At 63.1% G+C, this 14,026-nt stretch carries 12 protein-coding genes; 6 read left to right on the top strand and 6 right to left on the bottom strand.

Going from position 1 to position 14,026, the window contains the following annotated elements:
- The first annotated feature begins 57 nt into the window (after window positions 1–57).
- The gene (locus tag ACOVQ0_RS15905) at window positions 58–1,233 is read left to right on the top strand and encodes an MFS transporter (protein WP_421886575.1); all 1,176 of its coding nucleotides are present in this window, start codon (window positions 58–60) and stop codon (window positions 1,231–1,233) included.
- A gap of 26 nt (window positions 1,234–1,259) precedes the next feature.
- Here ACOVQ0_RS15905 and ACOVQ0_RS15900 read toward each other — a convergent pair whose 3' ends face one another.
- Window positions 1,260–2,819, bottom strand: a complete 1,560-nt coding sequence (locus ACOVQ0_RS15900) for an FAD-binding oxidoreductase (protein ID WP_421886572.1) — start codon at window positions 2,817–2,819, stop codon at window positions 1,260–1,262.
- A 155-nt stretch (window positions 2,820–2,974) separates the two neighbouring features.
- Between ACOVQ0_RS15900 and ACOVQ0_RS15895 the strand changes: the two genes are divergently transcribed.
- From ACOVQ0_RS15895 to ACOVQ0_RS15885, 3 genes are all read left to right on the top strand, one after another.
- Complete coding sequence (locus ACOVQ0_RS15895; RefSeq protein WP_421886568.1) at window positions 2,975–3,625, top strand: cytochrome b; 651 nt, start codon at window positions 2,975–2,977, stop codon at window positions 3,623–3,625.
- Window positions 3,626–3,688: 63 nt separating this feature from the next.
- The gene (locus ACOVQ0_RS15890) at window positions 3,689–5,047 is read left to right on the top strand and encodes an MFS transporter (RefSeq protein ID WP_421886564.1); all 1,359 of its coding nucleotides are present in this window, start codon (window positions 3,689–3,691) and stop codon (window positions 5,045–5,047) included.
- 18 nt (window positions 5,048–5,065) lie between these two features.
- Window positions 5,066–6,094 (top strand): Gfo/Idh/MocA family protein, encoded by a 1,029-nt coding sequence (locus ACOVQ0_RS15885; protein WP_421886561.1) that lies wholly within the window; start codon window positions 5,066–5,068, stop codon window positions 6,092–6,094.
- Between the two features lie 350 nt (window positions 6,095–6,444).
- Here the strand turns inward: ACOVQ0_RS15885 and ACOVQ0_RS15880 are convergent, their stop codons facing one another.
- Complete coding sequence (locus ACOVQ0_RS15880; RefSeq protein ID WP_421886559.1) at window positions 6,445–8,988, bottom strand: TonB-dependent receptor; 2,544 nt, start codon at window positions 8,986–8,988, stop codon at window positions 6,445–6,447.
- On the opposite strand from ACOVQ0_RS15880, the gene ACOVQ0_RS15875 reads away from it, so the two are divergent.
- Together ACOVQ0_RS15875 and ACOVQ0_RS15870 are read left to right on the top strand one after the other, a co-directional pair.
- A complete protein-coding gene (locus ACOVQ0_RS15875; protein ID WP_421886557.1) occupies window positions 8,966–9,250 on the top strand; it encodes a hypothetical protein in 285 nt (94 codons plus the stop codon). The genes ACOVQ0_RS15880 and ACOVQ0_RS15875 overlap by 23 nt on opposite strands.
- Window positions 9,251–9,317: 67 nt before the next feature.
- Complete coding sequence (locus ACOVQ0_RS15870; RefSeq protein WP_421886555.1) at window positions 9,318–10,421, top strand: hypothetical protein; 1,104 nt, start codon at window positions 9,318–9,320, stop codon at window positions 10,419–10,421.
- A 3-nt stretch (window positions 10,422–10,424) separates the two neighbouring features.
- Here ACOVQ0_RS15870 and ACOVQ0_RS15865 read toward each other — a convergent pair whose 3' ends face one another.
- The 4 genes from ACOVQ0_RS15865 to ACOVQ0_RS15850 form a co-directional block, all read right to left on the bottom strand.
- Window positions 10,425–11,060 carry an isochorismatase family protein gene (locus ACOVQ0_RS15865; RefSeq protein ID WP_421886552.1) on the bottom strand — a complete coding sequence of 212 codons (636 nt, stop codon included), beginning with the start codon at window positions 11,058–11,060 and terminating at the stop codon, window positions 10,425–10,427.
- Entirely contained in the window at window positions 11,057–11,686 is a 630-nt protein-coding gene (gene leuD, locus ACOVQ0_RS15860) for a 3-isopropylmalate dehydratase small subunit (protein ID WP_421886548.1), read from the bottom strand. Before leuD ends, ACOVQ0_RS15865 begins: the two co-directional genes overlap by 4 nt.
- Window positions 11,686–13,092 (bottom strand): 3-isopropylmalate dehydratase large subunit, encoded by a 1,407-nt coding sequence (gene leuC, locus ACOVQ0_RS15855; protein ID WP_421886544.1) that lies wholly within the window; start codon window positions 13,090–13,092, stop codon window positions 11,686–11,688. Before leuC ends, leuD begins: the two co-directional genes overlap by 1 nt.
- Before the next feature lie 74 nt (window positions 13,093–13,166).
- A complete protein-coding gene (locus ACOVQ0_RS15850; RefSeq protein WP_421886541.1) occupies window positions 13,167–14,000 on the bottom strand; it encodes an alpha/beta fold hydrolase in 834 nt (277 codons plus the stop codon).
- Between the last annotated feature and the right edge of the window lie 26 nt (window positions 14,001–14,026).

Raw genomic sequence — 14,026 nt, 5'->3', positions numbered from 1 at the left:
CCTGTCGTGCACCGCTAAGGCTGCGCGCCGTTTATACCGTTTCCAGGGGAAGTGCGCATGATCGTCGGGCCGCAAGGCAAAGCGGAACTGAAAGCGGGATGGTTGATCGTTCTGGCGGCGGCCTTGGCCATTGGCGTGGGCGCGATGGGCATCGGCTTCTATTCGCTGGGCCTGTTCGTGAAGCCCCTTCAGGCCGAATTCGGCTGGACGCGGGCCGAGGTTTCGGGCGCGGCAACGTTCCAGCAATTCGGCATATTCCTTTCGGCCCCGCTGGTCGGCTGGCTGGCCGACCGGTGGGGCGCCCGTGCCATCGCGGTTACCAGTTTCGTTGCCATGCCACTGGCGCTGCTGTTGCTTGCGCGCACGGGGCCTTCGGTCGTGGCGTGGGCCGCGCTGTGGTTGCTGGTTGCGATTGCGGGGGCTGGCACCACGCCGGCGATCTGGGCGCGGATAGTTTCATTGCGGTTCGATGCCGCGCGGGGGCTGGCGCTGGGCCTCATGCTGATGGGCACGGGCGTGGCAGCAATTCTGGCGCCGGCCCTGCTGGGCAAGGTTCTGGCACAGGACGGATGGCGTGCGGCGATCACGATCATGGCGATCACGACGCTGGTCATAGGACTGCCGGCGAGCCTGATGGTAGGAACATCCGACAGGCCGACGGACGGCGCGCGGCAAAGGGGACGGTTCGAGGCCAATCGTCAGACGCTGGTTCTTCTGCTGATCGCCTTTCTATTGGGGCTGATCGTGGCGGGGCTGATCGTGCATCTGGTGCCCATGCTGGTAGACCGCGGCATGAACCCGACTGCGGCGGCGCAAGTGGCCGCTGGCGTTGGGGTGGCGGTGCTCGTCGCCCGTCTTGTCGTCGGCTATCTGTTCGACCGGTATCACGCGCCTTATGTCGCCGCGCTGTTCCTGCTGTCGCCTGTGGTCGCCGCGTTGATGCTGTGGAGCGGGGGGCCGGTGATCGTCGCGGCGCTGATGCTGGGCCTTGCTGCTGGCGCAGAGGTAGACATGCTGGCCTATTTCACCGGGCGATATTCTGCCCTGTCGAACTACGGCGCGACGTATGGCGGTGTTCTGGGCGTATTCTGTTTGGGGGCTGCAATTGGGCCAATGCTGTTCGGCAAGGCCTATGACGCATTTGGCGGCTATGATCTGGCGCTGGTGTCCTCTGCCGCCGTGTTGCTGGGCGTCGTGGTGCTGATCGCCACGCTGGGCCGGTATCGGGCCTGACCCGGCCCGGCCCTTTTAACGGTCTTTCAGAACCCCAATGCCCCGGGGTTCATCAGGCCCTTGGGATCGAGCTGCGCCTTGATCGCGCCAAGCAGCGCCTTTTGCTGATCGGACAGGCGCGGCTGATAGGGGTAGGCGCGGCCAAGCTGGAAGTGTGCAGCCTCGTGATGCTGCATCAGGTCGATCATCTCACGCTTGAACTGATCGACGAAAGCGCGCGATTCAGGGTTTGCGGGGAAGTTTGGCTGACCTGCCAGATAGTCTTCGCCCAGCGTGGTGACGTGATAGGGCGTCCGGGCATCGGGCCAGTACATCGCGATTTCATAGAGGAAGCCCGATGGGCCGACGGGTGAGAACATGGTGCCCAGCCACACGCCGTGCTTGTCCATCTCCGCCTGCCGTGTTGCGACCAATGCCTTGAACGCAGTGTCGAATGGCACGACCTGATCGTGCGGAAACACGCCGTGGATCGGCACCCAGCGTTCGCCGCCGGGGCCAAGCACGTTGTAGAGCGGCGCAAAGGGCATCGACTGGACGAAGGTCGGGATCGAATTGGCGATTTCGCGCCCCAGCCCATCCAGCAGGCGGCGCAGCAGGCGGGCCTTGTGCGCGGCTTCTTCCTGATCGAACCCTTCGATGATGAAGTGGCACATATAGGCGCCCGCGCGCATGGCGCTTTCACCCGCCAGCGCCATCTGCACCAGTTGCGCCACACCTTTCAGCTTGTTGGGCGCGCGGCGCAGCACGTCGGCGGCGATTTTCAGGCGCGCGCCCATGCCTTCCTGCCGTCCGATCTGGCCCTGCGAAAGCGCGAGGTCCAGCCCGAAGTGGCTTTCTTCCAGCTTGGCCATCGCCGCCTTGCGCGAAGCGGCGTGATAATCGGCAAAACTGTCAAACGCGAAGCTGACGCATTCGAAACGCGGAAGGATGGGCAGCAGTGGCAGGCGCACCCGCGCCTTGATGCCGAAAATGCCGCAGTCGCCAGTGAAAAGACCGGTCAGATCTGGCCCATAGAACCGCATCGCGCGCGATGACGATGTGTTGAGCAGTTCGCCATTTGCCAGCACCACGTCCATCGAAAGCGCCGACTGAGCCGAAATGCCGTGCGCGGTGCCGCCGTGGCTGACGCTGTTCTGGCTCATGCTGCCGCCCACGGTGGCCGCGATGCCAGAGAACGGTCCCCAGAATGGCGTGCGCAATCCCTTGGCATCAAGCGCGGTTTTCAGCGCGGCCCAGGTGACGCCCGCGCCGCAGGTGACGACAGCGCCGAATTCGTCGATCTCTATCGTATCGAGCGCGCCGGTATCGAACAGGACATGCCCCGCCTGCTGCGTAAGATAGGCGTCGGTATAGGAAGCGCCGCCGCCGCGCGGGACCATTGCCACGCCCGCATCAGCGCAGATCCGCACGGCTTCCTGCAATGCTTCTACCGTTGCAGGCCGGATGACAGCCAGCGGTTGCGCGCCGCCGCGGTAAACGTCGTTCGCGAAGTAGGCTAGCCTGTCGGCCGAAGTCTCGACGGCGGCATCGCCAAGCGCGTTGCAAAGGAGAGCGAGAACCGGATTTTCCTGTGCCTTCGTGGCCATGCGTGAACTCGTTATGGAAATGAGAGGCTGGCGCCAGATGTCCGGTCTGTGCCGGGCGGGCAGCTTGGGTTCGATAGCGCAGCGGCCTCTATCCGGCCAGTGGCCAATGGCGCGGTTACACTTGGGCATAATCGGGTTTGCGGCAGGCTGCGCGCATGATGGAGCAGAATCCCGAACCCGCCGCAAAGCCCGCTAGCTGGACCCGCACTGCCCGCTGGCTGCACTGGGGCACGGCATTGGCCATATTGGTCGAAGTGCCGGTCGGGTTCGTGATGGCGTGGACTTATCTTGATGGCGCGCGCGGCGGGCCGCTGGCAGGCGTGCATCTTCGGGCCGGGCAGGTGCATCATACACTGGGTCTGCTGCTGTTGCTGACCGTGCTGGTGCGGCTGTGGTGGCGTTTTGGCCATCGTGCGCCCGCCTTGCCGCTGCAGACATCGTGCCGGGCGGCCTTTGCCGCGCGGGCCGTTCAGGCACTGCTTTATGGCCTGTTGCTGTGCCTGCCGCTGACGGGGTGGGCGGCGCTTTCTGCGCTGGGGGCGGGGGCCGGTTATCCAGCGCCGCAATTGTGGTTCTTTACCCACGATGGCTTTGGCCCCGGTGGGCTGATCCCGCACATCGTGGAGCCGCGCCCGTGGAACGCGCCGGGGTTGATCGGTTACAGCCTGTTTGCCAAGACGCACGTCTATCTGGTCTGGGTGGGTGGCGCAGTGTTGGCCCTGCACATTGCAGGCGCGCTGAAGCACCATTTCATCGATCACGATGGCGTTTTGCGGCGAATGCTGGGCAAGTCTGAAAACGGCTGACCAAATGACAAACAAGTTTGCGCAGGCATTCTCCGGCAACCGGGATGCCCCCGGGGAAATTGCATGACGTCAGCCGCTTCGGCCCATCCGGCACGCATCGCCACATCGATCAAGGCCGGTTATGGCATCGGCCAGATCGCAGGGCAGCTTTTCCGCGATACGCCTTCGCTTTTGCTGCTGTTCTTCCTGACCAACGTGATGGGCATATCCCCGGCCATCGCAGGCACGGCGATCTTTATCCCGAAGGTGGTGCTGGGTGCGCTGTTCGATCTGGGCATCGGCGCTGCGTCCGACAAGTTTGTCGATCGGATGCCACGGCGCAACTGGTTCGTAATCGCGGCCCTTGCCTCGCCCGTGGCGATGCTGGGCGTCTTTTCCGTGCCGCAGGCCTCGCTGACGTTTCAGGTGGCCTGGGTCATGGTGACGTTCGGCTTCTATATGGCGGTCTATTCCAGTTTTTCGGTGCCCTATCTTGCGATGCTGGCCGAGATGACATCGAACCCGCGCGAACGGACCGAACTGATGGGCTGGAAACACAGCTTCGGTGGCATCGGGCTGCTGCTCAGTTCCTCGGTCGCGCCGATGGCGGTGAGCGCGCTGGGGGCAGACCAGCGGGCGCACCTGATCGTGATGGGCACCGTGGGCTTTGCCTGCCTTGCCTTCATGCTGATCGCCTGGCGCGTGGCCGCGCGGATTCCGCGCATGGCCCCTGTTGCGGGCGATGGTGCCGCAGGACGGTCCGCGCTTGCGGGGCTGGCGCGCGCTTTTGGCGACCGGCGCTTTGTGATCCTGTGCCTGTCTGCCGTGGTGATGACGGTATCGGCGGGCATCGGCTATGCCAGCTTCCCGTTCTTCGTGAAGTATTCGATGGGCAGGGCCGCGCCGTTGCACGATCTGGGGGTGATGGCGGCGATCATGGGCGTGGCCGTGATCTTCGGATCGCCGCTGTGGGTGATGATCGCAGGCCGGATCGGCAAGGTTCCTGCCTATGTCCTGGCGGCCGCAGGGCATGGGGCGGTAGTGTTCGTCTGGGGCCTTGTGCCCCATGCACCGGTCGGGGTGGCATATGCGCTGTCGGCCTTGCTTGCCGTGTGCAACGCGGGCTGGGGCACGATCGTGCTTTCGCTGCTGTCCGATTGCATCGCGCAGGCGCGTAAGGAATTCGGAGAGAACCGCGCAGGGTCTTATTCAGCAATCTGGTCTGCCATCGAAAAGGCGGGGATCGCGCTGGGCGGCACGCTGATCGTGGGTCTGCTGCTGTCGCAATTCGGGTTCGATTCCGCTGCGGCCAAGGCGGGCCTGCCGCAGACGGATCGCGCGCTGTTCGGCATCCTATTCTGCTATTCCTTCCTGCCCGGCGTGGCCAAGCTGATCGCGGCGGCAATGATCTGGAAATTCGTGCGCGAACCGCGCCTTTCATAAGTCAGGGAACCATCATCAATGTCTGAAAGCCCGATAAACTTCGCGGTGATCGGCTGCGGCCGCATTTCTGCCTCGCATATCGATGCCATGAAGGCGCAAGCGGGCGATGCGCGGGTCGTGGCCGTGGTGGACCGCGATCTTGCGCTGGCAACAGGTGTGGCAGATGGGCTGGGCGCGCAGGCCTTTGCCTCGTTGGAAGAAGCGCTGGCGCTGCCCGATGTCGATGCCGTGCTGATTGCCACGCCGAACCATGTCCACTTTACGCAGGCGATGGCGGCCCTGCGCGCGGGCAAACATGTGTTGGTGGAAAAGCCTGCCGCAGAAACCGGCGCGCAAGCGCGATCGCTGGCGCAGGAAGCGGCAGCGCGTGGGCTGGTGCTGGCGGTTGGCCATACCTTTCGCCACAATGAGGCGGTGCGGCAAGTCGAAGCGCGGCTGCCCACGCTGGGACGCCTGCTCTCGGTCGAAGTTTCCCTCTGCGTGCGCTGGGACGGGCCGCAGGCGCCGTGGTGGGCAGAGCGCAAGGCAGAGGACGGGCTGATCCTGTCGCTGTTCGCGCCGCACGCGCTTGATTTCGTGCAACTGGTGATGGGCGATGACGATCCCGTGCGCGTCCACGCCGAAGCCGCGCGCCTGCAATCGGGCTGGCAGGGAGAGGACGAGGCGATGATCCTGCTGGCCTATCCGGGCCGCCGCATGGCCAGCGTGCATATCTCCTATAACCAGCCCACGGTGCAGGATCGCAAGACCCTCTATTTCGATACCGGCGTGCTGGAAATCGAACATGGTGAGATATTGCGCTGGAACGACGAGGTGATCGTTTCGCCGCCCGCAGGTGTGCTGATCGATCCTCGCCGTCTGGGCGGGCGCACGCTGGAGCATTACTTCAGGGACCAGATCGCCGAATTCGCGCGCGCGGTGCGCGGGCAGACACATCGGATGCCCACCGGGCACGATGCGGCGCGGCTGATCACGCTGATTGATCGCGTGCGTGCCTCGGCACGGGCCAATTCGGCGGCAGATGCGATTGATCCACCGCTGGATTGAGGCGGCCTTTCCATCAGTAACAGCGGTCAGACCGGGCAGCTTCGGAAACCCTCCCCGCTGCGACTAATTTCGCTATCGCTCAATAAGTCTCGCTCCCTTCCCAAAAGGGAGGGGCTGGGGGTGGGGATGGGTTTGCGACGCCCGCGTCTGCAAACGCGCACTTTTTGCAATCGTCATTGCGAGCCTCGCATCGCGAGGAGAAGCAATCCAGAGCGGTTTAAGCCAACTCTGGATTGCTTCGTCGGCTTCGCCTTCTCGCAATGACGATATGTGTTTGGAAACGATACAATCGCCAAAGCGAAAGGCCGGGCGATTGCCCGGCCTTTGCCATTTCAGCTATGTCGGGCAGGTCAGAACGTGACCGAACCCTTGATGCCGAAGGTGCGCAGTTCAGGCAGGCCTACGATCAGGTAGTTGTAGGGCCGCGTTGCGAGCGAACCGAACGGCGTGGCAGGGGTCTGCACGGTGTTCTGCTGGATCGAGGTGTAACGGCGGTTGTTCAGCAGGTTGGTCGCGAAGATTTCGATGCCGATGTTATCGAGCTTCACGCCGACGCGGCCGTTGACCACGGTACGGCCCTGAATCCACGTCAGGTTTGCCGCATCCAGGAACTGACGCGACTTGTAGTTCACGTCGCTGCGGATGAACCACGTTGCATTGTCACGACCCGGAATGTCGCCTGAAAATTCAGGCGTGATCGCGAACGAATACTGCGAGGTCAGCGGCAGCTTGTTGCCCTTGAACCCGTCGCCCGTGATCCCGGTCAGGCGCGTGATCGCCGGATCGGCGAAAGCGCGAATGTTGGTGTCGTTATATGCGCCCGAGAAGGTGAGCGACACACCATCATACGGCAGGATCGTTGCATCCAGTTCGACGCCCTTGAGGTTCGTCTGGCCAGAGTTCGCGATGCCGGTGACGGTGGAGGTCAGCGGCGGATTGAGCGACGTATCGGTGAAGAACACGCTGCGCGAATTGTACTGGTTCTTCCATTCGCCATAGTAGGCCGCGAGCGCGAAGATCAGCTTGTTGTCAAAGGCCTTGCCCTTGACGCCGATTTCGTAGTTCGTCAGCTTTTCAGGCTCGGTCACACCGCGCAGGCCGAGGGACTGCGAGGCCGCGATTTCGCCGGCAGAACCCGAGAACAGGCGTGCGTTGAACGAAGCGATGCTGACGTTCGCAGCCTTTGCCCACGAAGCATAGGCCATGATATCGGGCGTGATCTTGTAGTTGACGATCACGCGCGGCATGAAGTTGTTGTACTTCTTCGAGAAGAACTGCGTGAGGGGCGCATATGTGCCCGCAGGCACGCCATTCTCGGCGGCAGAAGCAGGGGTGATTGTGGCGCCAAGGCCACCGGTATAGCCGAACACCTTGTCCTGCTGATAACGGCCTTCGAGGCTGATTTCCAGGGCATCGGTCGGCTCGATGTTGACGCTGCCGAAAATACCCTTGGTTTGAACACGCTGCGGCGCCGATGCCGTGCCAGCCGAACGGGCAAGACCAAGCACTGCTTCACCAAAGACGTTGAGCAGGTCGCGCTTGACCTTGGTGTCCATATAGTTGGCACCGATCATGGCCGAGAACATCCCGCCATTGTCGAACGACGCGCGCAGTTCCTGCGAGAAGTCCTTGTTGTCGCGTTCGATGGCGAAGGGGAAGTTGTAGTACGGCAGCAACCCGTTGGTGGGCGTTGCAGCAGTGTTGATCAACGACGAGCTGTCGTAGTTGTCCAGCTCGGCCATCTGCGACCACTTTTCATGGTTGACGCCGGTCAGCGACGAAAGCGTCAGGCCGGTATCGCCAACTTCGTAGTCGATGTTGACGTGGGCGTGGATATATTCACGCTTCAGGCCATAGCCCTGCACACCGTCGCTGGCGGAAACCGGGCGGAAGCGGCCATCGGCCAGCACGGCGGTGGTCTTCGGATCGATGTAGGTGTTCTGCGCGGGCGAGAAGCCGGCGGGAAGCCCAGGGGCCGCGCCGCAGATGAACGGGTTGACGCCGTTCAGCGTGCAGTTCGACAGGCCGGGCACGATGATCTTGCCATTGGTATTGCCGCTCAACGCCGGGATATTGGTCGCGCCGTTGTTCGAACGGACTTCATAGGCAGAGAGCATACCCTGTGCCGAAGCGCCGTCATTGTCCTTGCTGTAAAGGCCGAAAGCCTTGATCGTCAGGCTTTCCGACGGCGTGAACAGCAACATGCCGGTCGCGGTGCGGGTGCTCTGATCGCCCAGGCGTTCGTTCGGGTTGGCGCCGTTGCGGTAGGAACCGCCACGCTGCATCGCACGGCCCGAAAGGCGGAAGCTGAGGATGCCGGGAGCGATCGGACCTTCGATTGCGGCCTGCACGTCATAACCATCGCGGTTGAAAATCGCGGCGCTCATGTTGCCACCGAATTCATCCTTGGGGGTCTTGTTCACCACGTTGACCGCACCAGCAAAGGCGTTGCGGCCGAAATAGGCGTTCTGCGGGCCTTTCAGCACTTCGACGCGGGCAGGATCGGTGATCGAGTTCATCGCGGAAGCCGAGGAAACCGGCACGCCATCGATGAAGGTCGCGGTCAGCGTGGAGTCCGTGGTCGAAGGCGTGAAGCCGCGCAGCGAGATCTGCTGGAACGAACGGTCGTTGCGGCCGGAGTTGTTGCCCGTGACGTTGATGCCCGGCGTAGCGTCGATCAGGTCGGTCAGCGAGATGATCCCGCGCTGGCCGATTTCTTCGGCAGGCATGGCGGCGATGGCGATCGGGGTGCTGAGCAGCGATTCCTCACGCTTGCGCGCGGTAACCACGATGTCGCCGGTTACAGCGGCTTCTTCGGCCTGCGGTTCGGCCTGTGCGGCTGCTGGTGCTGAATAAAGGAGCGAACAGGCGATGGCGATCGACGAGATCGGCATGGCATTTCGGATGTGGCGAAGATTGATTTTCATAAAACCCCTCACTTTGAAGTCGCCGGAAGGCGGGATCGGTGTGTTCCCCAAGACAAGACATGATTTTTTACGCCACTGGTGCGGCGTCATCATGGTCCAGTTCGATGTTTTATTCCTGCGATCCGGCTACATTTTGATTCTTATCCTCCTGTCCGACAGCCGGTTACGTCAGGAGAACTTTGATCGAGATCATGGACAGCAACGGGAATGCCATTTCTGTCCGATGTGAAGTGTGACCCAGACAGGCGGTATCATGCGGCGAATCTGCGGCGTGTCCGTCTGTCGGATGGTTTTGGGTGGTCGCCGCTCCGCTTCGGGGTTTGAGCGGCTGGCTCTATGCCGCGGCGCAGCGCGATGTAAAGCAGGCCAAGTTCCTGTCCGCACGGCGGATTGTCGTGATTTGCGCAGGCCAGGGCGATACCGATCGCGTTAACGGCAAGGACATGATCGCAACGGACAACGGATTTCACGAAGTCGTCGGCCTTGTGGCTGACGCGGATGCCGCAGCATCGCGCCTGATCGGTGCGCTGGGCTATGTTCAATGCCATGCAGGCGCAGTGCCGCCCGGGGCCTTGGCACTGACGGGGATGGCGCCAGATGCCGGTGCCAGAGAGGTCTTGATCGCCCATCCCGATGCGGCGCGTGGGTCTATCCGCATGATCTCGGTGGAGGGGGCGCCCGCCCCGCTGATGCGCGATGGCGCACAGGCGTGGGACAGTGGCGGCATCTTCGATATCAATATCCGCGCGTTGACCGATATCGCCGCGCTGCATCACGGGCTCGGTACGGCAGGATACCGGGCGCACGCCCCGATCACCGATTGGGATTTCGGAACGCTTTCCGTGCGTGAAGTGGTTGAGACTGATGCCGACGGCCTGTGCATTGCACTGATGCAGCGCGTGCATCCGCCGCTTGCCGGGTACGACGGCATTGGCGGAAATGCCTCATGGGTGTTCAACTCAACACAGGTCGTGCCCGATTTCGCGGCGGCACGCGCACTGTTCGTCGATCATCTGGGCTGGGTTCCCGTGCAGGAAACCGAAGGCTTTGCGGGGAACGCGGGCGGGGCCAACTGCATGGGCCTGCCGCCATCGCTGGCCGCAACCATCCCGATGCGCATCGGCATCTATCAGGCGCAGGGCCGGATGGAAGGTTCGGTCGAAGTGATCAGCTTCGGCTGTGGCGGCAACGATTTTGCTGCCGCTCGCCCGCCGCAGCGCGGATGGGCGGGACTGCGCTTTCCGGTGAGCGATCTTGATGCCTTCGTCCGAGCGATGGCCGCAGCCGAGTGCGAAGTTTCCGCGCGGCACACATTCGAATGGGCACCTTATGGCGCGGTCGAGGCGGTGGCCGCGATCACGCCCTGGGGTGCCCGTTTCGAAGCGCTGCGCCCGATCTGAGGTTCAGGCCTTCAGCGTTTCCAGAAATGCCACCGTCTCGGCCTCGCTGACAACATCGGCATACTTGGCGTTCATATCGAACAGGTTCGCCTCGTGCGGCCCGGCGTGGCGATCGCCGCAGGCTTCGGCCACAACGGCGGTGCGGAAGCCGTGGCTCATCGCATCGACGCAGCTTGCGCGGACGCAACCCGATGTGGTGAGGCCGGTCAGGATCACGCTGTCCACGCCAGCAGCCGTCAGTGTTGAGGCGAGCGAGGTGCCGAAGAACGCGCTTGGGTATTGCTTGGACACGACCAGTTCGTCGTCGAACGGCTCCAGCCCCGGACCCCATGCGCCCATCGGACTGCCCTGCACGAAGTTCTTCAGCGGCATGGCCTTTTCGAAGAAGCGCCCACCGTTGAAGCCCGTGGGGTGATAGACCACATTGGTCAGGATCACCGGCACGCCCGCCGCCCGCGCTGCCGCGCGCACGCGCAGGGCCGATGCGATGGCATCGTCCACTTCGGAATAGAGCGCGTTGCCCGGTTCGAAATAGGCCTGGCAGAAATCGATCAGCAGCAGCGCAGGCCGCGAACCAAAGCCGACGCGGTTATCATAGGCCTTCTTGTAGTTGGCCAGCAGATCTTCTTCGGTGCTCATGCGGCGCTTTCTTCGTTGTAAAGCCAGGGCTGTGTCTGGCGCTGGCGAACTTCGAACGTGTCGATGTCCGCGCTGTATTGGTTGACGATCTGGTCCGTCTCGTCCCACCCGTTGAGCAGGGCGAGGCGGCGTTCCGCTGGTATCGTGAAGGCGATAGGCTGCAAGCCCTCGACCCGCAGTTCCTGCGCTTCCAGATCCACGGTGAAGGTCGTGCCCTGTTCGGCCATGTCCATCAGCGTGGCAATCTGCGCTTCCGGCAGGACAATCGGTACGATGCCGTTGCGCATACAGTTGGACTGGAAAATCTCGCCAAAGCTGGCTGAAATCACGGCCCGCGTGCCAAGGCCCAGCAGCGCCCAGACGGCCTGTTCGCGGCTCGATCCCGAACCGAAGTTGGTGCCCGCCACGATGACCGGCGCATCGGCAAAGCGCGGATCGTTCAGCACATAGCCCGCAATTTCGCTTCCATCGGCGGCAAAGCGGCGGTCGTGAAAGGCATAATCGCCCAGCCCTGCGCGCGCGGTGATCAGCAGGAAGCGCGCGGGGAAGATGATGTCGGTATCGATATTGTCCTCGCGCATCGCGGCGGCGCGGCCCGATACGGTGGTGAAGGGTTGCGCGGGCATCAGGCAAATGTCCTTACATCGGCAAGGTGGCCGGAAACGGCGGCAGCAGCGGCCATCGCCGGGCTGACAAGGTGCGTGCGTCCGCCCGGTCCCTGCCTGCCTTCGAAATTGCGGTTGGATGTGCTGGCGCAGCGCTGTCCCGGCGCAAGGCGATCATCGTTCATCGCCACGCACATCGAACATCCGGCAAAGCGCCATTCGAACCCGGCGTCCGTGAACACGCGGTCCAGCCCTTCGGCTTCGGCCTGTTTGCGCGTGGCGGCGCTGCCGGGGACGACGATGGCCTTCACGCCAGCGGCCACCGTTCGGCCCTTGGCGATGGCAGCGGCGGCGCGCAGATCCTCGATCCGGCCATTGGTGCACGATCCGATGAACACGTGATCGATCGCAACGTTCTGCAAGGCCTGCCCCGGCGTCAGGCCCATATAGGCGATAGCCTTTTCCGTCTCGCGCCGTTCGATCGGATCGGCAATTGCGGCGGGATCGGGCACGGTGGCGCCGATGGGCAGCGTCTGGTTGGGGCTGGTGCCCCAGCTTACCTGAGGTTCGATCTGCGCAAGGTCGATGGTCACCACCTTGTCGAACACCGCGCCATTATCGCTGGCAAGGCCGCGCCAGTATGCCACCGCAGCGTCCCACTGCGCATCCTTGGGAGCCAGCCTTCGACCTTTCAGGAACGCAAAGGTCGTTTCATCCGGCGCGACAAGGCCGATGCGGCTGCCGGCTTCGATGGTCATGTTGCACAGCGTCATGCGCTGCGCCATCGACATGGCCTGCACCGCTGCGCCGGTATATTCCACCGCGTGACCCACCGCACCGTGCGCGCCGATGCGGGCGATCAGGGCAAGGGCAATGTCCTTGGCATCCACGCCGGGGGGCAGCGCGCCGACCAGTTCGACCTTCATCGTTTTCGCGCGGGTCTGCGGCAGCACTTGCGCGGCCATGACCGTGCCCTGCTCGCTGGCGCCGATGCCAAAGGCCAGTGCGCCGAAAGCGCCGTGGGTGGTGGTGTGGCTATCGCCGCAGACAATGGTCGTGCCGGGCAGGGTGAAGCCGGTTTCGGGGCCGATGACATGGACGATGCCCTGTTCATCGCCATCGAGCGCGGCATAGGGCACCGCAAATTCGGCCACGTTGGTTTCCAGTTCGGCCACCTGCGCGCGGGCCTGCGGGTCTTCGATCTCGCCATGCCGTTTGCGCGTGGGGACAGCATGGTCGGCCACGGCAATGTGCGTTTCCGGGCGGCGAAGCTGGCGGCCCGCATCGCGCATGGCAACGAAGGCCTGCGGGCTGCTCACCTCGTGCAGGATCTGGCGATCGATATAGAGGAGCGTGGCACCACCGGGCAGTTCGGCAACGGCGTGGCTGTCCCAGAGTTTGTCGTAAAGCGTGCGGGCGTTTGTCATGGGCACGGCCTAGGCAGGGCGGGGGCGGTGCAAAACCGGCCCCCGCGCATTTCTCCGAATGGTGAGCAGTCGAACTACTGTTCGGCTGGCAGGATGGGCGTGCCCGCTTCGATATAGGCTGCGATCATTTGTGCAAAGCGTTCAGGCACTTCCAGCGGCGGATAATGCCCGACATCGGGCATCGCCACTTTCGAAATCTGCGCGTTGGAAAGGTAGCGGCCAATCGCGTTCAGCGCGGATTCGGGCAGAAGCGGGTCCGCCGTGCCCCACAGCAGCAGCACCGGCTTGCGCACTTTGGCCATTTCGATCGTGGCCTGCTTGCCATCGCCGATGCGCGCGATCAGGCCGATCAGGTTCTTTTCGGGCACGCGGCGGTAGAAGTCGTAATATTCCTTGTGCGTTCTGGCCGACATGCGTTTTGCGTCGCCAGCGAAGTAGTTCAGGAACTGCACCCAGAAATCCTGATCCCGAAAGCCGCTTTTTTGCGCCCGATCCATCGCCGCGATAAATTCCGGGCTAAGTTTCAGGTGGCTGGTATCCACTGGATCGGAAGGTGTGTTCGAAAGGATCAGCCGCTCCACCATGTCGGGCCGCCGCGCAGCCAGATACATGCCCATCGTGCCGCCGCTGGAAACACCGACATAGGTCACCTTCTTCACGTTCAGGTGATCGAGCACGCCGATGGGTATGTCGGTCGGGACCAGCACTTTCAGCGCTTCGTCGGTCGGCCCATCGGACAGGCCGTAGCTGGGCAGGTCGAGCCGGACCACGCGGTAGCGGCCTTTCAGCTTCTGCGTGATCACGTCCCACGTGCGCAGCGAGCTTTCCGACCCGTGGACCATCAGCAGCACCCGCTCGTTGCGTGGGCCAACGGCCTTGTAATGGATTTTCAGCCAGCAGATGGTCACATAACTGCTCTGCTAGTCGGCATAGA

The organism is Novosphingobium sp. (assembly GCF_049240505.1).
Taxonomy (GTDB): Bacteria; Pseudomonadota; Alphaproteobacteria; order Sphingomonadales; family Sphingomonadaceae; genus Novosphingobium.
This window is presented reverse-complemented; position numbering and strand designations above follow the sequence as displayed.

Coding starts and splice junctions, on each gene's coding strand:
- ACOVQ0_RS15890 (WP_421886564.1), top strand. CDS start 3,689: ATGACGTCAGCCGCTTCGGCCCATCCGGCACGCATCGCCACATCGATC.
- ACOVQ0_RS15865 (WP_421886552.1), bottom strand. CDS start 11,060: ATGAGCACCGAAGAAGATCTGCTGGCCAACTACAAGAAGGCCTATGAT.
- ACOVQ0_RS15905 (WP_421886575.1), top strand. CDS start 58: ATGATCGTCGGGCCGCAAGGCAAAGCGGAACTGAAAGCGGGATGGTTG.
- ACOVQ0_RS15900 (WP_421886572.1), bottom strand. CDS start 2,819: ATGGCCACGAAGGCACAGGAAAATCCGGTTCTCGCTCTCCTTTGCAAC.
- ACOVQ0_RS15895 (WP_421886568.1), top strand. CDS start 2,975: ATGATGGAGCAGAATCCCGAACCCGCCGCAAAGCCCGCTAGCTGGACC.
- ACOVQ0_RS15880 (WP_421886559.1), bottom strand. CDS start 8,988: ATGCCGATCTCGTCGATCGCCATCGCCTGTTCGCTCCTTTATTCAGCA.
- leuD (WP_421886548.1), bottom strand. CDS start 11,686: ATGCCCGCGCAACCCTTCACCACCGTATCGGGCCGCGCCGCCGCGATG.
- ACOVQ0_RS15885 (WP_421886561.1), top strand. CDS start 5,066: ATGTCTGAAAGCCCGATAAACTTCGCGGTGATCGGCTGCGGCCGCATT.
- leuC (WP_421886544.1), bottom strand. CDS start 13,092: ATGACAAACGCCCGCACGCTTTACGACAAACTCTGGGACAGCCACGCC.
- ACOVQ0_RS15875 (WP_421886557.1), top strand. CDS start 8,966: ATGGCGATCGACGAGATCGGCATGGCATTTCGGATGTGGCGAAGATTG.